Annotated in this window: 17 protein-coding genes and 1 tRNA gene; 1 reads left to right on the top strand and 17 read right to left on the bottom strand. The window is 72.7% G+C overall.

Features of this window, described 5'->3' with window-relative positions; translation table 11 throughout:
• Window positions 1–195 precede the first annotated feature (195 nt).
• Complete coding sequence (locus EFL26_RS12730) at window positions 196–4,014, top strand: AAA family ATPase (protein WP_183408171.1); 3,819 nt, start codon at window positions 196–198, stop codon at window positions 4,012–4,014.
• Here the strand turns inward: EFL26_RS12730 and EFL26_RS12725 are convergent.
• The 17 genes from EFL26_RS12725 to rplU form a co-directional block, all read right to left on the bottom strand.
• The gene (locus EFL26_RS12725; RefSeq protein WP_123223233.1) at window positions 4,004–4,963 is read right to left on the bottom strand and encodes a hypothetical protein; all 960 of its coding nucleotides are present in this window, start codon (window positions 4,961–4,963) and stop codon (window positions 4,004–4,006) included. The two genes, EFL26_RS12730 and EFL26_RS12725, sit on opposite strands and share 11 nt — an antisense overlap.
• 178 nt (window positions 4,964–5,141) lie before the next feature.
• Window positions 5,142–6,851: an MFS transporter gene (locus EFL26_RS12720; protein ID WP_123223232.1), complete on the bottom strand. Its 1,710-nt coding sequence runs from the start codon at window positions 6,849–6,851 to the stop codon at window positions 5,142–5,144.
• Entirely contained in the window at window positions 6,848–10,024 is a 3,177-nt protein-coding gene (locus tag EFL26_RS12715; RefSeq protein WP_183408170.1) for an MFS transporter, read from the bottom strand. The genes EFL26_RS12720 and EFL26_RS12715 overlap by 4 nt, the downstream gene beginning before the upstream one ends.
• Before the next feature lie 190 nt (window positions 10,025–10,214).
• On the bottom strand, window positions 10,215–10,622 hold the full coding sequence (locus tag EFL26_RS12710; protein WP_123223231.1) for a hypothetical protein: 408 nt from the start codon (window positions 10,620–10,622) through the stop codon (window positions 10,215–10,217).
• Window positions 10,623–11,002: 380 nt separating this feature from the next.
• Window positions 11,003–11,075: transfer RNA gene (locus EFL26_RS12705), tRNA-Ala, on the bottom strand.
• Between the two features lie 39 nt (window positions 11,076–11,114).
• On the bottom strand, window positions 11,115–11,771 hold the full coding sequence (locus EFL26_RS12700; protein WP_183408169.1) for a histidine phosphatase family protein: 657 nt from the start codon (window positions 11,769–11,771) through the stop codon (window positions 11,115–11,117).
• A complete protein-coding gene (gene rsfS, locus EFL26_RS12695) occupies window positions 11,768–12,175 on the bottom strand; it encodes a ribosome silencing factor (protein ID WP_123223229.1) in 408 nt (135 codons plus the stop codon). The genes EFL26_RS12700 and rsfS overlap by 4 nt, the downstream gene beginning before the upstream one ends.
• Complete coding sequence (nadD, locus tag EFL26_RS12690) at window positions 12,172–12,843, bottom strand: nicotinate-nucleotide adenylyltransferase (protein WP_281273758.1); 672 nt, start codon at window positions 12,841–12,843, stop codon at window positions 12,172–12,174. Before nadD ends, rsfS begins: the two co-directional genes overlap by 4 nt.
• On the bottom strand, window positions 12,840–12,998 hold the full coding sequence (locus EFL26_RS24730; RefSeq protein ID WP_183408216.1) for a hypothetical protein: 159 nt from the start codon (window positions 12,996–12,998) through the stop codon (window positions 12,840–12,842). The genes nadD and EFL26_RS24730 overlap by 4 nt, the downstream gene beginning before the upstream one ends.
• A gap of 43 nt (window positions 12,999–13,041) precedes the next feature.
• Window positions 13,042–13,503 carry a VTT domain-containing protein gene (locus EFL26_RS12685; RefSeq protein WP_123223227.1) on the bottom strand — a complete coding sequence of 154 codons (462 nt, stop codon included), beginning with the start codon at window positions 13,501–13,503 and terminating at the stop codon, window positions 13,042–13,044.
• Window positions 13,500–14,183: a CDP-alcohol phosphatidyltransferase family protein gene (locus EFL26_RS12680; protein ID WP_123223226.1), complete on the bottom strand. Its 684-nt coding sequence runs from the start codon at window positions 14,181–14,183 to the stop codon at window positions 13,500–13,502. Before EFL26_RS12680 ends, EFL26_RS12685 begins: the two co-directional genes overlap by 4 nt.
• Before the next feature lie 20 nt (window positions 14,184–14,203).
• Entirely contained in the window at window positions 14,204–15,448 is a 1,245-nt protein-coding gene (locus EFL26_RS12675; RefSeq protein WP_123223225.1) for a glutamate-5-semialdehyde dehydrogenase, read from the bottom strand.
• Window positions 15,449–15,608: 160 nt separating this feature from the next.
• Window positions 15,609–15,962, bottom strand: coding sequence for a hypothetical protein (locus EFL26_RS12670; protein ID WP_221176942.1), 354 nt, complete (start codon window positions 15,960–15,962; stop codon window positions 15,609–15,611).
• Between the two features lie 96 nt (window positions 15,963–16,058).
• The gene (gene proB, locus EFL26_RS12665) at window positions 16,059–17,177 is read right to left on the bottom strand and encodes a glutamate 5-kinase (protein WP_123223223.1); all 1,119 of its coding nucleotides are present in this window, start codon (window positions 17,175–17,177) and stop codon (window positions 16,059–16,061) included.
• Window positions 17,174–18,661 (bottom strand): GTPase ObgE, encoded by a 1,488-nt coding sequence (obgE, locus tag EFL26_RS12660; RefSeq protein WP_123223222.1) that lies wholly within the window; start codon window positions 18,659–18,661, stop codon window positions 17,174–17,176. The genes proB and obgE overlap by 4 nt, the downstream gene beginning before the upstream one ends.
• A gap of 132 nt (window positions 18,662–18,793) precedes the next feature.
• Complete coding sequence (rpmA, locus tag EFL26_RS12655) at window positions 18,794–19,054, bottom strand: 50S ribosomal protein L27 (RefSeq protein WP_123223221.1); 261 nt, start codon at window positions 19,052–19,054, stop codon at window positions 18,794–18,796.
• Between the two features lie 34 nt (window positions 19,055–19,088).
• Entirely contained in the window at window positions 19,089–19,391 is a 303-nt protein-coding gene (gene rplU, locus EFL26_RS12650) for a 50S ribosomal protein L21 (protein ID WP_123223220.1), read from the bottom strand.
• Window positions 19,392–19,548: the final 157 nt, after the last annotated feature.

Raw genomic sequence — 19,548 nt, 5'->3', positions numbered from 1 at the left:
GCGCCGACTATGGCAGACCCCCTCCCTCCGAACCCGCCGCAGCTCGTCCCGGGCCGGTCGGGAGAGTCTGCGGCAGGTGCAGACCAGAACGGATTCTGCCCGGCGTGCGCGGCGTCGCCGCCGTACAGTGGGCCGCGGAGGTCGGGCAGCGCGCGCTGTCCGGGCGGCGGGAGGGACCATGGCCGTGCGCAGCACATGAACGCGTCGCGCGCGCTCGCGCCCTACGTCCCCCGGCTGGTCGTGGAGTGGCTCGGCACCGACCCGGAGGCCCACCATCGTCGGATCGCGGGCAGCCTGGCGTTCGTCGACATCTCCGGCTTCACCGCGCTGACGGAGCGACTGGCCCGGAAGGGGCACGTCGGCGCCGAGGAGATGAGCGACGCGCTCGACGCGACGTTCTCGCACCTGCTCGGCGTGGCCGACCGGTTCGACGCCGACCTGGTCAAGTGGGGCGGCGACGCGGTGCTGCTGCTGTTCTCGGGCGAGGGCCATGCCGCACGTGCCTGCGCCGCGGCGTACGGGATGCGGGCACGCCTGCGCGAGGTCGGGCAGCTGCGGACGTCGGCCGGCAACATCCGGCTGCGGATGTCGGTCGGCATCCACAGCGGCGAGTTCGACTTCTTCCTGGTCGGTGATCCCCACCTGCACCGGGAGCTGCTCGTGACCGGGCCGGCGGCGAGCGAGACCGCCCGGCTCGAGGGGGTCGCCCAGGCCGGACAGGTGGTGGTGAGCGCGACGACTGCCGCGCAGATCGGCGATGCGGCCTTGGGCGATCGCGTGGACCCGCAGGGGTGGCTGCTCCGGCGTGCGCCTGCCGTCGCGGAGGAGCCGGCCCGCGACCGCCCGGAGGTCGATCCGGGCGTCGACGTGTCCCAGGTGCTGTCGGTGGCGATCCGGGAGCACCTCCTCGCCGGCCCCGGGACGCCGGAGCACCGCACCATCGCGGTGGGCTTCGTGCAGTTCGCCGGCACCGACGCGCTGCTCGCCGAGGAGGGGCCTGAGGCGACGGCCACCGCGCTGGACGACTGCATGAGGAACGTCTCGCAGGCCGCTGCGGCGCACGGCGTGACCTTCTTCGAGACCGACATCAACGCCGACGGCGGCAAGATCATGCTGACCGCGGGTGCGCCACGGACGGCCGGGCACGATGCCGACCGGCTGCTCCGGACCGCGCGCCAGATCCTCGACCACGCCGGCCGGCTGCCGCTGCGGATCGGCGTGAACACCGGCCATGTCTTCTCCGGTGACTTCGGCCCGCCCTTCCGGCGGACCTACTCGGTCAAGGGCGACGCGATCAACCTCGCTGCGCGGATCATGGGCAAGGCATCGCCCGGCGAGCTGCTGGCCACCCGCCCGGCGTACGAGCACTCCGAGACGCGGTTCGAGACCACCGACGTCGGCCCGTTCACGCTCAAGGGCAAGGCCCGCCCGGTGGCCGCCGTCTCGGTGGGAGCCGTCCTCGGCGGCCGCGAGCGCCGGACAGGTCAGGAGAACGTCCTGGTCGGCCGTGAGGAGGAGATGGCCCTGCTCCGCCGGGCCCTGGAGGACGCCCGCAGCAGCGGCCGCGGTGGCGTCGTCCAGCTGCTCGGCGAGCCCGGGATCGGCAAGTCCCGGCTGATGCAGGAGCTCGCCGGGTCCGCCGACGACACCCGGGTCCAGCGGATCGTCTGCGACGAGTACCAGTCAGCCACGCCGTACGCCGCGTTCAGCATGCTGCTCCGCGACCTGCTCGGCCTCACCGACGACAGCTCCCCCGAGGCGGCCGCCCTCGTGCTCACTGCGCTCGTGGAGGAGGTCGCACCCCAGCTCACGGAGTGGGCCCCGCTCCTCGGCGACGTCCTCGACGTCGACGTGCCCGAGACGACCGCGACCGCCGAGCTCGACGACGAGTTCCGCAAGGCCCGCCTCGAGTCGACGGTGCTCGGCCTCCTCCGCGCGCTGCTGACCGGGCCCACGCTGGTCACCGTCGACGACGCCCAGCACATGGACCCGGCCTCGGCCGACCTGCTGAGCGGGCTCGCCGCGGAGGCCGGCCGTCAGCCCTGGCTGCTCGTGGTGAGCCGGCGTGACCAGCCGCTGGGCTGGATCCCGCGCGACGACCTGGACTCCCTCGAGCTGCGGGTCAGCCCGCTCGGCGCCGACGACGCGATGCGGCTGGCGCTGTCCGCGGCCGGTGGCCAGACGCTCCCCCGCCCGACCCTCGCAGCGCTGGCGCAGAAGGCCGGTGGCAACCCGCTCTTCCTGGAGTCGCTGGTCAGCCAGACCGGCCCGACCGGCGCCCTCGAGGCACTCCCCGAGTCGATCGAGGAGGTGGTGGCCGCCCAGATCGACCAGCTCTCCCCCATGCAGCGCAGCGTGCTGCGGCACGCGGCCGTCCTCGGCAGCCAGTTCGCGGCCGGCGAGCTCGCCGCGCTGCTGCCCGATCTGGCCACCTCGCTCGACGAGCAGCTGCGCGACGGGCTGGCGGACTTCCTGGTGCCCGCCGAGCGAGGCAGCGAGCTGCGGTTCCGGCACGGCCTGATCCGTGAGGTCGCCTACCAGGGCCTGGCCTACCAGGCCCGACGGCGGATGCACGACCAGGTCGGACTGGCGATGGAGCGCACCCACGCCGCCACCCGCCCGGAGCTGCTGTCCTTCCACTTCCTGCACGCCGGCCGCTACGACCGCGCGTTCCGCTACGCCCGCACGGCGGGCGACCAGGCCCGCCGGATGTACGCCAACACCGAGGCCACCGAGCTGTTCTCCCGCGCCGTCGAGGCGTCCCGGCGGCTGCCCCGCGACGCGGTCGTCCACCGCGAGGTCGGCCAGGTCCTCGAGGCGCTCGGCGACTGCTGGTTCGTGATCGGGCACACGGACGCCGCGGCCGACGCCTACCGGCAGGCCCACCGGTACCTCCGCGACGACGTGTTCGAGTCGGCGCGGATCGTCACGAAGCTGGCGACGGTCGACCAGCGGCTCCGCAAGTTCCCTCAGGCGATGCGACGGCTCCGCCGCGAGCTCCGGACGTTCGACGGGCGCCGGGGCGCCGGGAGCCACCGCGCGCGGTCGGCGCTGCAGCGGCGCTACGCGATCAGCAAGATCAACCAGGGCCGCGTGGAGGATGCGATCGCCTGGGGCACGGCGGCGGTCGAGGAGGCGAAGCGGTCGGGCGACCCGGCCACCCTCGCGCCGGCGTACACGACCCTGCACGGGATCTACCTGGCATCGGGACGCGACAGCTACCGCACGCTGGGCACGCTGGCGCTGCAGGCGTACGTCGAGATCGACGACCTCGCCGGTCAGGCGCAGTGCACGAACAACCTCGCGGTCGAGGCGCTCGAGGACAACCGGTGGGTGGAGGCAGCGACGATGTTCCGCAGCGCCGCCGACCTCTACCGCCGGCTCGGCGACACCGACAACGAGGGGGTCGCGCTCTGCAACCACGCCGAGGTGCTGGTCGACCAGGGCCGGTACGACGAGGCCGGCCCGTTGCTCGACGACGCGCTCGCGACCGCCCGCTCGGTGTCCGACGACGAGCTGGTCGCACTGGTGCTCCGGCAGCAGGGAAGGGCACGGTCACGGGCCTCGGACCCGGAGGCCGGGCTGGTCCTGCTCGACGAGGCTCGTGCGCTGTTCGAGAAGATCGACGCTCCCGACGAGGCCGCGCACACGGGCCTGGCGATCGCCGAGGCGATGCTGCTGGGCGGTCAGGTCGCGGCGGCCGTGGACTGCGCCGACGAGCTGCTCGCCGCCGGGTCGGTGGAGCACCTCGAGGCGGACCTCCGGGCCCTCCGCGGCCTCGCGCTGCTCCGACTCGGTCACGTCGAGGATGCGATCGAGGAGTTCGGGCGCGGCGTGGAGGCCGGACGGTCCGCGGACCGCACCCACGCCTACGCGCTGAGCTGTCTGGGCCTGGCGCGCGCCGGGGTCGAGGACGCCGCCCAGTGGCACGACCGAGGCGCCACCGCCCTGCGCCAGCTCGGCGTGGTGGCGCTGCCGTTGCTCGACGCGGAAGGCGACCTGGCTACCAGATGATCTTGGCGTCCTTCGCGAAGAGCACGTAGAGCAGCACGTCTCCGGCACCGTCGCGGGTGCTCTGCACGTAGTCGGTGCAGAACCCGAGGTCCACGTCGTCGACGACGCCCTTGGCGGCGCACGGTGGCGACGGGAAGACGTCGTGGGTGCCGCTCTTCTCGACACTCACCGTGTAGGTCTTGATGCCCTTGCCGGGGCACAGCGACTTGTCGCACTTGGCCACGAACACGACCGGGTTGGTCGGGCCCACGCTCGGGTCGAGGTTCGCGAGCCACTGGAGCACGGAGCCCGCCGTGAGGTTGCACCCGGTGGCCCCGGCGCAGAGGCCCTGGGTGAGCAGCAGGCCGCTGGTCGCGCTCGACGAGCTCGGCAGCCGGAGGTCGCCGCAGGTCTGGTCGGTCGGGCTCGGGTCGCAGGGCACGCCCGCGCCACCACCGCCGCCGATGCCGGTGAGGGTCGAGGATCCGGGCGCCGACACGAAGGTCTTGAGCACGTCGACCGTGGCGGTGCCGGGTGCGGTGCCCGGCGACTTCGCGGTGAGCTTCAACCCCACGTTGTTCGCGGCGTGCGGGATCCCGGCAGCCGCCACGACGCTGCCGGACTGCTGACCGCCGGGGAGGCTGGCCGAGCCCAGGACCAGTCCCTTGTCGGGCCCGCTGGTCACCGTGAGCGTGACGAGGGTCGAGCCGCCGTTCGACAGCGGGGCGTCGGTGGTGAAGTCGACGGTGAAGGCCACGCTCTTGACCACGAGCTGAGCACCGCCCGGGTCGCTGGGGCCGGGGATGCTGGGCGAGTACACCTTCGCCACCGTGATCGTCGCGGTCACCGGCGCGCTCGCCGAGGCGAGCGACAGGTTGCCCAGGACGACGGCCGGTACGGCGAGCAGCAGGGCCGCCCAGCCCAGGGCGGTGCGACGACGGCGTACGGCTGCGATGACGTGGTGCGACATGGCGCTCCTCCTCGGAGGCCCGCCGGCGACGCAAGGGGCCCCATCCCTCCTGGCGAGTCTGCTCGCACCACGGACCCGCAACAATGACCAGAAGGGACTGTCCGATCTCGTGCGGTTTCGGGCGCTATGCCGCCCGTTCCTGGCCGATGTGACTAGACACCGGCGACTTCTGGCACGTTCAGAGCGCGATCCGCCGGGACACGATCGCGTCGGCCGCCATGCGAGCCTCCGACTGCCCGGTCACGGCGTCGAGGAAGTCCTCGCGCTCCAGCACCTGCAGGACCGTGTCGGTGTCCGCCGTCACCGTCGCCGTCCGCGGCACGTCACGCAGCAGGCCGATCTCGCCGAAGAAGTCCCCCGGGCCCTCGTGCCGGATGAGCACGTCGCCGTGACTGACCGACACACCGCCGGACTCGACCACGAAGAACCGGTCCGACTCCTGTCCCTCGCGGACGATCACCGACCCGGCCGGCACCTCGAACCGGACCAGCTTGCGGGCCAGGTTCTCGATCGTGGCCGGGGTCAGCGGCTCGAACATCGGGACCGCGTTGAGCAGCGGCACCCCGGCCGGGACGGCGAGGTCGCGGTCCAGCCGCAAGGCACGCGGCAGCCAGGGCAGCACGAGGACGGCGATCACCGCACCGAGCACGCCGAGACCGCGACCCAGCCCGAAGACCTTGATCAGCAGCGGCATCACCAGCGACCCGAGGGCCATCGTCGCGATGCAGGCGCCCTCGACCGTGCCGAAGACGCGGCCCAGCACCGCGTCGGGCGTGATCCGCTGGAGGATCGTCGCGAAGTTGACGTCGACCAGGGGGTTGCCGAACCCCATGAGCACGATCGCGGCGAACACCGTCGCGGGATGCGGCCAGGCCCAGAGCGCGAGCAGCGGGATCGACCAGAGGATCACTCCCACCGAGAGGTCGAGCGCGAGCCTGCGACGGGCCGCGCGGGCGATCGCCACGAACCCGCCGATGATCGCGCCGACACCGAAGGCGGAGTCGATGTAGCCGACGCCCTTGGGTCCCGTCTGGAGGATCTCCACCGCGAGCACGACCCCGAACACCGCGGAGGCTCCGGCGACCACCGTCTGCGCGCACAGCAGGCTCCCGACCATGAGGATGTCGCGGTCGGAGGTCACCGCCCGGAAGCCGGCCGCGGTCTCGCGCAACACGCCGGCCGGGGGCTTCTGCTCCTCGGCGTCGTCCTCGGTGCGGCTCGCCTCCTCGGCGACCGAGCCGGGCCGCGCGTGGATGCCCGTGACCAGCAGGGCCGACCAGAGGAACGTGGCGGCGTTCAGCATGAAGACGGTGGGCACGTCGGTGAGGGTCAGCAGGAAGGCGCCGATGGCGGGACCGATGAAGAACGACAGGCTCTCCAGGGTGCTCGACGCGCCGTTCGCCGCAGTGAGCTCCTCGGTCGAGTCCGCGAGCGACGGCATCCATGCGTTCTGGGCCGGGCGGAACGCGGCGGCCGACACCGAGGCGATGCCCGCGAGCACGAAGACCGGCCAGGCGGGCGTGCCGACGTACAGGCACGCGGCGGCAGCCGACACCAGGACGAACCGCAGCAGGTCGCAGCCGATCATCACCAGGCGCCGGGGCATCCGGTCGGCGAGTGTCGCGAAGAACGGCGAGGCAACGGCCATCAGGGCCAGCCGCACGGTGAAGTAGAAGCCGACCGCCTTGGCGCCGCCCACGCCGTACGCGAAGACGGCGACGGCCGTGGCGTAGGCCCAGTCCCCGATCAGCGATCCCAGGAGGGCCAGCTGCATCCGGCGCAGCGCAGGGTTGCGGAACACCGCGCCCAGCGGACGGATCGACTGGGCGATGGCGGAGCGGGCCCCGTCGATCACTCCCGCAGTCTGCGGGGCGGCGGTCTGGGTCATGGCTGGCCGGCGTCCTGGAGGTCCGGTGACGACGCGGGCCGCGCCGCCGTCTCCTCGCTCAGGTCGGGTGCGGAGAAGAGGTCGCCGCCGGTGGCCTCCAGCAGTGCGCGTGCGGCCATCCGGCCGGCCTCGACCATCCGGTCGAGCTGGTGGAACTCCATCATCCCCACTCCCAACGACGGTGGTGTGATCACGTAGGCGCCGCGTTCGCGGGCCCGCTGCGCCGTGCCCTGGCCGCCGATCGTCATCAGGCGCAACAGGGTCTCGCCGAGGCCCGGCATCCGCGGCCCGCCTCGCGACGGGGCCCGGTCCCCCGAGCCGATGTTCACCGCGACCAGCGGGCCCTCGTCGCGCTCGAGCAGGGTGCCGACCGGGAGGTTGTCGAGGACGCACCCGTCGATCAGCAGCCGGTCCTGGACCCGCAGCGGCGGCGTGAGGATCGGCAGACGCGCGGACGCCGCCGTCGCCTCCCAGAGCAGCCCGCTCCGGTGCACGACGAGGTCGCGTGCCGACAGGTCGACCGAGACGCACCGGAACTGCCGGGGAAGTGCCTCGATCAGGGTGTCCGAGCCGAGGTAGTGGCGCAGGAACTCCGGGGTCCGTCGTCCCTTCGTGAGCGCCCGCGTCGGGAACGTGTAGTCGCCGATCGGGTTGCCCCGGACGAACGCGTCGTGGTGCACCTGCTCGAGCGTCGCACCGTCGACGCCCAGGGCGTGGACCGCCGCGACCACCGATCCGAGGCTCGTCCCGGCGATGCGGTGCACCTCGATGCCCGCCTCCTCGAGCTCGCGGATCACGCCGATGTGGGCCATCGCGCGTGCCCCTCCCCCGGCCAGCACGAGGCCGAGCGAGCGGCCGGCGAGGGCGGCGACCAGCCCGCCCATCTCGTACGCCGGTGCGCGGGTCGTCACGATCTGCCACGGCCGCAGGACCTCGGCCCAGGCTGCGAGCTCGGCGGCACCTGGCTCGCCGACCAGGACGAGATCGGCCTGCGCGGGCCCGTCCCAGGTGGTCGGCGCGGGTCGTCCGGCCTCGGCGACGACCACCACGCGGTCGCTCTGGCGCAGGCAGGAGCGCCGCCAGTCGTCGTCGCCGCCGTCCGCGACCAGCACGACCCGCTCGTGCACCTGCTCCGCGGCGGCGAGCTCGTGCGCGGTGAGACCGTGGGAGACGAGCACGTCGCAGTGCCGGGCCAGCCGGTCGGCGAGGGCGTGGCCGACGGGACCCACCGGGTCGCCGTACCGCACGCCGACCACGCCGATCACGCGCGCCGGTCCGCCACCGGTCGGCTCCGGCGGCCGGGCCGTCGCCAGCGTCTGGGCGAGCGCGGTGGCCACCGCGAGGGCCGCGGTCGAGGACGCCTCGAGCGTGCCCAGAAACTGGGTCCGCGACAGCGAGAGCAGCACGGAGTCGCGCCGCGCCCGCACTCCCGCGGTCCGGCGCCCGCCGGTCAGCAGGGCGAGCTCGCCGAGCTCGGCCCCGGGTCCGAGCTCGCGCACCGCGACCTCGTCGACGACGACCTCGAGGCGCCCGGACTGGACGAGGTACATCGCGTCCGCCTCGTCACCCCGCCGGAACAGCACCTCGCCCGCGGCCAGGTGCACGCGCGTCCCGTGCGCCTCGATCTCGGCACGGACGGGCGCAGGGAGCCGGTCGAAGAAGGTCTCGCCGACCGCGTGACGCGCGGGCAGGAGGGTCTCGGCGACAGCCTCCTCCCCCGCCCGCTGGGTCGGGACGTGCACGTCGATCTGCCGCGGGCGCTCCTCCTCGGAGGTCTGCCCGCCGGCGCGGTCGCGCAGCAGGATCGCACCGACCGCCGTCACCGCGAAGCACGCGGCGCAGAAGATCCACCCGTGGCGCAGCACGTCGACCGTGTTGGCAGGCGTCGGCGTCCCGATGACCACGACGAGGATCGCGATGCCCAGGGCACCGCCGAGCTGGCGGGCGCTGGAGACGACGGCGGAGGCGGTGGCGAACCGGCCGCCGGGCACGGCCGCGAGCGCCGCGCTGCCCAGGATCGGCAGGGTCGCACCGACACCGAGGCCGCTGAGGACCTGACCGGGGAGCCACTGGGTCAGGAACGCGGGGCTCGGATCGACGACGCGGGCGTACCAGAGGTAGGCGCACGCCCAGACGAGCGCGCCCGGGATCACGACGTATCGGTAGCCGATCTTCTGCGCGACGTCCCCGAGCACACCGGCCACCACGGCGGCCACGAGCGCACCGGGCACCAGAGCGAGACCGGCCTTGAAGATCGGGTAGCCCCAGACGTACTGCAGCCACAGGATGTTCGTGAGCAGGTAGGCGTAGAAACCCATGCCGGCGACGACCGTGAGCACGTTGCCGACCGAGAACGACCGGATCCCCAGCAGGGCGGGGTCGAGCAGAGGCTGCGGGTGCACCCGGGAGCTCATCAGGAACCCCGCGAGCAGCACGGCACCGGCGACGAAGCCGACCACGACCCGCACGCTGGTCCAGCCCCAGTCGTTGCCCTGGACGATCGCCAGCGTGACGGCGGTCAGGCATGCGGCGAGCAGGGCCGCGCCCCGTACGTCGGGCAGCCGGCGTCGTCCCGGCGCGCGGCTCTCCACGAGCGTGCGCCGGATGCCGAGGATCGCCAGGATGCCGATGGGCAGGTTCACCAGGAAGGCCAGCCGCCAGCCGCCGAGCTCGACCAGCGCGCCGCCGATCGGCGGACCGAGGCCCGCTGCCAGGGCTGCGGAGGCGCCCCACAGGCCGACGGCGTGGCTGCGCCGGTCCTCCGGGAAGGCCTCCACGACGACGGCGAGCGAGGCCGGCACGAGCAGGGCCGCCCCGATCGCCTGGACCACCCGGAAGGCGACCAGCAGGTCCAGCGACCCGGCGGCGGCGCAGGCCACCGACGACAGCGTGAACACGACCGTGCCGATCGCGAACATCCGCCGCCGGCCGAGCAGATCGGTCAGCCGGCCGCAGACGATCAGGAACGAGGCGAACACGATGTTGTAGGCGTTCAGCACCCAGGACAGGTCGCTGACCGAGCTGTGGGAGAACGACTCCCTGATGTCGGGGAACGCGACGTTGACCACGGTCGCGTCGAGGAACGCCAGGAACGCCCCGAAGGCCGCCACGGCGAGCACGCGGCCCGGTGGCGTGCGGCCCAGACGCACCTCCAGGGCCTGTGCGGCACTCATCGAAGCATCACGCGGGCTCCCCTCCCCGAACTCATGCTGGGTGACGAACGACTGCGGGCACATGACCCGTCCGGGCTACCGGCCCCGCGCATCCGGAACCGGGAATCCGGACAAGCTGGATCAAACGACCCGGCGGGGTGTGCCCGGATCGTTCAGCAGGTGGCGGAACACGCGTCGCTCACCGTGAGCGTCACGGAGTTCCTTCGTCCTCCGGGTCCTCGTCGTCGTCGGTCCCGGAGCTCGACCGGTCGCGCTCGCCCGCAGCCGCCTCGATCTGGGCGATGGCCAGGTTGAGGGTGACCAGCGCCCTTGCCCGGGACACCGTCGCGCGGTCGACCGCCGGTGCCAGGAGCAGCGCCCGCGCTCCCCGCAGTGGCCCGACCTCGCCGTCCACGTGGGCGACGATCGAGCGCGCGGCCCTCGCCGGCGACCAGCGCGGGTCGAGGACCTCCTGGATCACGCGGAGGAGAACCCCCTGCGCCGAGCGTGGCGTGACCCGGCGCACGACGCGCCGGACGGCGTGCGTCGTGGAGGCCGAGCGGGCACTCGCCGGCGGGAGACCTCGGCGCGGCAGCGGGTGTGACCGTCGATCGTCCATCCCGAACCTCCCGGCGCCTGCAACGCCTCGCCGACCGCCAGGGTCGGGGACGTGCTGACCACCTTCCACGTTAGGCGTCCGGCTGCTGCGGCGTACAGGCCGAGCGTCCCACCGCGGCGGGTTCGCTGCGCAGGGTCGGTCGAGTGCTCCGACGGCTGCCAGGGCGACCACCTCTGCACTCGCCCCATACGCAGCCGGTTCAGGAAAACGAAAAAGCCGCCCGAAGGCGGCCTCCACGTGTGGAGCTGAGGGGATGCGAAAACCCCTGACCCCTTGCATGCCATGCCCAGAACGAGCACCGCCGGTACCAGCTGCGCCCGGCGCCCCACACGCAGCCGGTTCGGGAAACGAAAAAGCCGCCCGAAGGCGGCCTCCACGTGTGGAGCTGAGGGGATTCGAACCCCTGACCCCTTGCATGCCATGCAAGTGCGCTACCAGCTGCGCCACAGCCCCGCTGCCGTTGCGGTCTCCCGCCGGGCAACTCGCCGAATATTAGCCAACCGGGGCGTCGGATGCGAAATCGGGCCCGTGCACGGCGGGGTGCGCGGTCTCGTTGTACGACGCCAGCCGGATGCCGCGCCCGTGCGCATCGTCCTCCAGGACCGACCAGCCGCAGTTGTCGAGCCCGCGGAGCGTGCCGAGAAGGGTGTCGGGCCAGCCGAGGAAGGCGAGCAGCGAGACCTTGAGGCAAGCGCCGTGCGCCACCACCACGGTGGTCTCCCCCGCGGGCGTGGACTCCCAGATCTCCTGCAACGCCGGCACCATCCGCGCCACGACGTCCGCGACGGTCTCCGCACCGGGGACGTGCCCGGTGATGTGGCCCTCACGCCACGACGCGTAGGCCTCGGGGAACGTGTCGGCGAACTCGGCGGTGGTCAGGCCGGCGCGCTCGCCCGCGTCGAACTCCCGCAGCCGCCGGTCCGAGCGGACGTCCAGGCCGGTGGCGGACGCGAGCACGGTCGCGGTCTGCTGCGCGCGGGTGAGATCGCTGCTCCACAGTGCCGTGGGCGCCATCGCCGCGACGTACGGCGCCAGCGCTTCCGCCTGGGCCAGGCCGGTCTCGTCGAGGCCGACGTCGGTGTGCCCCTGGGCGCGGCCTTCGAGGTTCCAGGCGGTCTGGCCGTGCCGGACCAGGACCAGTCGGGTCACCGGTCGTCGCGGGGCTCGGCCGAGGGAGCGGCCGCTGAGCCGTGCTCGACGAGCTGGAGGTCGATCTCGGGGCAGTCGCGCCACAGCCGCTCGAGCGCGTAGAACGCGCGCTCCTCGGTGTGCTGCACGTGCACGACGATGTCGGCGTAGTCGATCAGGACCCACCGACCGTCGCGCTCGCCCTCCCGGCGTACGGGCTTGGCACCCAGCTCGCGGAGCTTGTCCTCGATCTCGTCCACGACGGCGCGCACCTGGCGGTCGTTGGCCGCCGAGCAGAGCAGGAACGCGTCGGTGATCACCAGCTGCTCGGAGACGTCGAACGCGAGGAGGTCGGTGGCGAGCTTGTCCGAGGCGGCTGCGGCAGCGGCCCGGACCAGCTCGAGGGCACGGGGCGTGGCCGTCATGGGCGCCTTCCGGTCATGGTCGGGGATTCTTGGTAGAGCCGGTGCTTGGCGATGTACTGCACGACGCCGTCGGGCACGAGGTACCAGACCGGCTCACCGCGTCCGGTGCGCGCACGGCAGTCGGTGGAGGAGATGGTCAGCGCGGGGATCTCCACGATCGTGACCCGCTCGGGCGGGATCCCGTCGAGCATCGCCTGGTCCATGTCGTATCCCGGGCGCGTGCACCCGACGAAGTGCGCCAGGGCGAACAGCTCGGCGGCGTCGCGCCACGTGAAGATCTCGGCCAGGGCGTCAGCGCCGGTGATGAAGTACAGGTCCGCGTCGGGCATGCCGGCGGCCAGGTCACGCAGCGTGTCGATCGTGTACGTCGGGCCGGGCCGGTCGACGTCGACGCGCGAGACCGTGAACCGGGGGTTCGACGCCGTCGCGATCACGGTCATGAGGTACCGGTGCTCGGCCGAGGTGACCTCGCGGGCCGACTTCTGCCACGGCTGGCCGGTGGGGACGAACACCACCTCGTCGAGGTCGAACCACGCCTGCACCTCGCTGGCCGCCACGAGGTGGCCGTGGTGGATCGGGTCGAAGGTGCCGCCCATCACGCCCACGCGCCGACGGCCTCGCCCCGGCTCGACCGGGGCCGAGCCGTCGACCTCGGGCGTCGTGCTCAGGAGTGCTCGCGTCCCTGGCCGAAGGCAAGCAGGGCGCCCATGAGGACCAGGAGCACCAGCAGGATGCCGCCACCGATGTAGTACGGGGCCCAGTACGTGCCGGACTCGGCGACGTCGGCGCCTCCGGAGACCAGCGGAACGAGCAGGTTCGTCATGGCCGGTACCTTACCGGCCCGTACGCCGCGCCCCGGCACCCGGTCAGTGGCCGAACAGGATCCCGACACCGGCCAGCACCAGCCAGAACCGGATGGTCCGGCCGAGGAAGACCGTCCCGAGGAAGATCGCGAAGTTCATCCGCAGGGTGCCCGCGAGCACCGCGATCACCGCCAACGGTGGGAAGCCGGTCACGGCCGAGGTGAACGAGATCGCGCCGGCGAACACCGGGCGCCCGACGATCCGCTCGTGCCAGCGCGCGTAGGACAGCTGCCACTTCTCGGTCTCCATCTTCTGCCGGATCCAGCGGATCCGCAGCGACTGGGTGCCGGCGAAGTACCAGAACACCTTGCCCGCGGTCTGCCCGGCGGCCCCGACGGCAGCCAGCTGCCAGTCGGAGAGGTGGTGCGCCTTGATCGCGACCGCGGCCAGGTAGGCCTCGACATTGAGGATCGGGAGCAGTGCGGATGCCACCGAGAACAGGAAGGTCCCGAGGATCAGCTTCACGCCGTCGTGCCCTGCACCGGTGCGGTCGGCGCGTCGGTCGACCGCTCCTGGCCCGTGGCCTGCGGGATCGGCATGCCGATCCGGGCGACCATGATCAGCGAGACGATCTTGAACACCAGCAGCGCGCTCGCGACGATCGCCCCGACCCAGGCCAGGTGGGTCACGAGCAGGAACACCGCGAACAGCGCGGAGTTCACCGCCTTCGCCGGGTGCGTCCAGTTCATCCGGTAGATCGTCTTGTCGACGACGAAGAAGTAATTGGGGCTGCGGATCCGCCAGGCGAGGAACGCCGTCGACAGGAAGCAGTCGATCACCATGAACTCGGCGAGGTAGATCAGCACCGGCGCGGTGAACTCCGGGTGCAGCCACGCCAGGCCCAGGTAGAACGTCGCCGAGCACAGCCGGTCGCTCATGATGTCCAGGACGGCGCCGATGCGTGTCTCGTGGTGGAGCCGGCGGGCGACCTGGCCGTCGAGCGAGTCGCCGGCCCAGTAGACCACCAGGCCCACCACCAGCAGCTTGAGCGCCGGGCTCCAGAACCCTCCGGTGCGGTCCGCGTGCATGGCGAAGCCCATGACGGTGATCGCTGCCGCGGTGCGGATGAACGTGATGATCGTCGCCGGCGTCGCGAACCGCTCCTTCGCGGGGTCGGCCCAGACGTCCAGGTCGCCCGGGTCCATCGGACCCGTTCCCCTCACCTTCAACGCACGTGCCCCTCGCCGGTGACGACGTACTTGGTGGACGTCATCTCGGGGAGCCCGAGGGGTCCGCGAGCGTGCAGCTTCTGGGTGGAGATCCCGATCTCGGCGCCGAAGCCGAACTCGCCGCCGTCGGTGAAGCGGGTGGAGGCGTTGATCATCACCGCGGCCGAGTCGACGGCCGCGGCGAACCGCCGGGCGGCGGACTGGGAGCCGGTGACGATCGCCTCGGTGTGGCCCGAGGAGTGCCGCCTGATGTGGTCGACGGCTGCGTCCAGGCCGGGTACGACGGCCGCGGAGATCTCCAGGGCGAGGTACTCGGTGTCCCAGTCCTCGTCCGTCGCGGCGACCACCCCGTCGAAGGCGGTGAACGCCTGGTCGCCGTGGATGGTCACGCCGGCGTCCTGGAGCGCGGCGACCACCCGGGGCAGGAACTCCTCGGCGACCGCCTCGTGCACGAGGAGCGACTCCGCCGCGTTGCAGACCGAGGTGCGCTGGGTCTTGGAGTTGAGGACGATGTCGAGCGCCATGTCGAGGTCGGCCGCCGCGTCGACGTACACGTGGCAGTTGCCGACGCCGGTCTCGATCACCGGCACGGTCGACTCCTCGACGACCGAGCGGATCAGACCCGCACCGCCGCGCGGGATGAGCAGGTCGACCAGGCCCCGGGCGCGCATGAGGGCCTTGGCGGCGTCGTGTCCCTCGCCCGGGGCGAGCTGGATGCAGTCCTCGGGGAGGCCTGCCGAGGCGAGCGCCTGACGCAGCAGCCCCACGACCGCAGCGTTGGAGCGTCTGGCGCTGGAGGATCCCCGGAGGAGCACCGCGTTGCCGCTCTTCAGGCAGATCCCGGCGGCATCGGCGGTGACGTTGGGTCGCGCCTCGTAGATCACGCCGACCACGCCGAACGGCACGCGGACCTGGCGCAGCTCCAGGCCGTTGGCGAGGGTCGAGCCCCGGAGCACCTCGCCGACCGGGTCGGGCAGCCCGGCGACCTCCCGGAGCCCCTGGGCCATGCCGGCCACGCGGCCGCTGTCCAGGCGCAGGCGGTCGATCAGGTGGGCCGGGGTGCCGGCGTCCTCGGCGGCCGCGACGTCCTCGGCGTTGGCCGCGAGGACCTCGTCGGTCCGGTCGAGCAGCTCCTGGGCCATCGCCTCGAGGGCGGCGTCCTTGGTCGACCGGGTCGCGAGCGCGAGCACGGCCGCAGCCTCGCGGGCGCGCGCGGCGGCCTCGGCGATCTGGTCGGACATGGTGCTGAGCCTATCCGGGACAGGACGGGGTCGAACCGCCGGATGGGGTCGGTCGGTGGGGTCGAGGTTTCGGCCCGCCGTCGCGGGTTCGCGAGCTCACCCGCGGGCTCGCTCAACCTCTTCGCGTCGCAATCCTGCTCGTACCTCGCGGGCTTGCGGCTCAGAGGCGGAACGGCACCGACGTCGGCTTGTGGTGGCCCACCGGGCGTCCGCCACCACGGCGGGCGCGCAGCGACTTCTCGACGACCTCCAGGCCGACGACCTCCCAGGAGGGCAGTCCGGCAGGCTCGCGGTACTCGGTCCACACGCGCAGCGCCAGCGAGGCGACGTCGAGCATCGAGTCACCCTCGTCCCAGAACTGCAGCTCCGCGCTCGCTCCGGTGAACGACACCGAGTCGATGAACGGGCGCTGCTCGCTCAGGCGCGCCAGCGCCGACCGGACGAGCAGCGGCTCGACCGGATCTCCCGCCACGGTGACCGTCACGTGCCACAGGCGCCCCGCAGGGTCCACCACCACACGCCCTCCTCAGCCGCCGACCCCCAACGGCACCAGTGTGTCTGACCCTGGGGCCGCCGTGCAGTCGAATCCGCCAACTCGCGAGCGGCCCGCTCAGCGGTCCAGGAGGGTGAGGTCGTCGCGGTGGACCACCTCGCGCTCGTACGACGCGCCCAGCTCGCGGGCCAGCTCCCGGGTCGAGCGGCCGAGCAGTGCGGGCAGCTCGGCGGCGTCGTAGTTGACCAGGCCGCGGGCGACCGCGCGCCCGTCAGGGTCCAGCAGGTCGACGGGATCGCCCGCCGCGAAGGACCCGGTGACCGCGGTGATGCCCGCCGGAAGCAGCGAGGCACGGCGCTCGGTGACGGCGCGGACGGCACCGGCGTCGAGCCTGATCGTCCCCTTGCCCTCGGTCGCGTGGGCGAGCCAGAGCAGCCGGGTCGGGCGGCGGCGACCCGTCGGGTGGAACAGCGTGCCGACGGTCCGGCCGGCGAGCGCGTCCGCGACCTGGCCGGCGGCGGTGAGCACGACCGGGATGCCGGCACCGGTCGCGATCCGGGCGGCCTCGAGCTTGGTCTGCATGCCGCCGGTGCCCACCCCGGCGCTCCCGGCGCTGCCGAGGGTCACGCCGTCGAGGTCGGGCTCGCCGTGCACGTCGGCGATCATCCGGCTGCCCGGGCTGCTCGGCGGGCCGTCGTACAGGCCGTCGACGTCGGAGAGGAGCACGAGCAGCTCGGCGTGCACCAGGTGGGCCACGAGTGCGGCGAGGCGGTCGTTGTCACCGAAGCGGATCTCGGTCGTCGCGACGGTGTCGTTCTCGTTCACGACCGGCACCACACCCATGCCGAGCAACGTGACGAAGGTGCGCTGCGCGTTGCGGTAGTGCCCGCGGCGCGTGACGTCGTCCAGGGTGAGGAGGACCTGGCCGGTGACCAGCCCGTGCCGGGCGAACTCCTCGGTGTAGCGGTGGACCAGGATCCCCTGGCCCACGGACGCAGCCGCCTGCTGGCGGGCCAGGTCGCGCGGCCGGCGGCGCAGCTGCAGCGGCGCCAGCCCGGCGGCGATCGCGCCGGAGGACACGAGCACGATCTCCGTGCCGCGGCCGTGCACGGCCGCCAGGGTGTCGACCAGGGCCCGGACCCGCTCCGGGTCGATGCCGCCGGCAGCGGTCGTCAGCGACGACGACCCCACCTTCACGACGACGCGCGTGGCCGCGGCGACGGCGGACCGTGTCACCGCTCGCCCTCCGCGTCCTCGTCCCCGCGGTCCAGGCGGCGGGCCACGTCGGCCCGCGTCTCGGTCTCGGCACGCTCCGGCATCGCCTCGGCGATCGCTTTCCGGCGGTCCGCGGCCGGCCGCGACTCGGTGAACCGCTGGTCCTCCCCGCGCCGGCCGAGCATCTCCGCGCCGCCCGCGTCCAGGCCGGGCTTGAAGTCGAAGACCACCGCGTTGTCCGGATCGCCGATGAGGACCGGATCCCCTTCGACGGCACCGAGCTCGAGCAGCTTGGCCTCGACACCGAGCCGGTTGAGCCGGTCGGCGAGGAACCCGACGGCCTCGTCGTTGCTGAAGTCGGTCTGCCGGATCCAACGCTCGGGCTTCTCGCCCCGCACGCGCCAGCCCTCGCCCGTCTCGCGGACGGTGAACTCCTCGGAGGAGTGCCGCGACTTCGGGCGCAGCACGATCCGCTCGGCCTTGGCGACGACCCGCTCGCGGCGGGCGGCGGCCACCACCTGGGCCATCGCGAAGGACAGCTCGCGCAGGCCTTCGTGAGTGACCGCGCTGACCGCGATCACCGGCCAGCCCCGAGTGGCGACCTCCTCGCGGACCATCTCGGCCATCTCGCGGCCGTCGGGGAGGTCGACCTTGTTGAGCGCGACCAGGCGGGGCCGGTCCTCGAGACCGCCGTACCGGGCGAGCTCGCGCTCGATCACGTCGAGGTCCTCGAGCGGGTTGCGGCCGGGCTCCATGGTCGCGAGGTCGACGACGTGCACGAGCGCCGCGCACCGCTCGATGTGGCGCAGGAAGTCGTGGCCCAGGCCGCGGCCCTCGCTGGCACCCTCGATCAGCCCCGGTACGTCGGCGACGGTGAACGTCGTGTCGCCCGCCTGCACCACGCCGAGGTTGGGCACCAGCGTGGTGAAGGGGTAGTCGGCGATCTTCGGCCGCGCCCGGCTGACCGCGGCGATCAGGCTGGACTTGCCGGCGCTCGGGAAGCCCACGAGGCCGACGTCGGCGACCACCTTGAGCTCGAGGCTGATCGTGCGTTCCTCGCCCGGTTCGCCGAGCAGCGCGAAGCCCGGGGCCTTGCGCTTGGCCGACGCCAGCGCAGCGTTGCCGAGGCCTCCGCGGCCGCCCTCGGCGATGACCAGCTCGGTGCCGGCCCCGACCAGGTCGGCGATGAGCTCGCCGGACTCGTCGGTGACGACGGTGCCGTCCGGCACCGGCAGCACGACGTCCTCGCCGTGGCCGCCGTTGCGGTGCCCGCCGGCGCCGTGGCCGCCGTGGCCGGCCTTGCGCTTGGCGTTGTGGTGGTAGTCGATCAGCGTGGTCACGTCAGGATCGACGCGCAGGATCACCGATCCCCCGGGGCCGCCGTTGCCGCCGTCGGGGCCGCCCAGCGGCTTGAACTTCTCGCGGTGGACCGAGGCGACGCCGTTGCCGCCCCGCCCGGCGGCGACGTGGAGCACCACGCGGTCGACGAAGGTCGGTACTGCCATCGGGTGCTCCTTTCTGTGCGTGTGGTTTCGGCAGGCTCAACCACCTGTGTGGTCGAGCCTCGAAACCACGAAGGGCGCCCCTGGAACTCAGGGACGCCCAACGTCGAGTCGGTGTGTGGTGCTAGCGCCCGGTCACTCCGCCGGGGACGGGACGATGTTCACCACGCGGCGACCACGTCGGCTGCCGAACTCCACGTTGCCCGCGACCAGCGCGAACAGGGTGTCGTCGCCGCCACGGCCGACGCCGGTGCCGGGGTGGAAGTGCGTGCCGCGCTGCCGGACGATGATCTCGCCGGCGTTGACCAGCTGACCGCCGTAGCGCTTCACGCCGAGACGCTGGGCGTTCGAGTCGCGGCCGTTCTTGGTGGACGCCGCGCCCTTCTTGTGTGCCATGAGTTCAGTCCTGTTCGGTCGAGCCTGTCGAGACTCAGAGCTTGATGTCGGTGACCTTGACCTGGGTGTACTTCTGCCGGTGACCCTGGCGCTTCTTGTAGCCGGTCTTGTTCTTGTACTTCTGGATGATGATCTTGGGGCCCTTGGTGGCGCCGAGCACCTCGACGGTCACGGCCGCCTTGTCCAGGCCGGTCGAGGTGACCTTCTCACCGTCGACGACCATCACCACGGGCAGGCTCAGGGACGCGCCAGCGACCTCGTCGGTCCTGTCGATCTCGATGACGTCGCCGACAGCAACCTTCTGCTGCTTGCTGCCACTGCGCACGATCGCGTACACGTCCGCTTCACACTCCTCGTCGATGAAACTCAGGGTCCGGCGGCACACGTCTCCCGCCGGTCGGCGGGGGTGGTCCACACAGAGAGGGCGTGCACGAGCACGCCGAGGATCAACTTTACGTGGTGGCCGGGTGCGCGGTCAAAACGGCTCCGCGGGA

The sequence above is a fragment of the Nocardioides pocheonensis genome, from assembly GCF_003725535.1.
In the GTDB taxonomy this organism is placed as follows: Bacteria; Actinomycetota; Actinomycetes; order Propionibacteriales; family Nocardioidaceae; genus Marmoricola; species Marmoricola pocheonensis.
The sequence above is the reverse complement of the archived record's forward strand: the minus strand, read 5'-3'. Positions and strand labels throughout refer to the sequence as shown.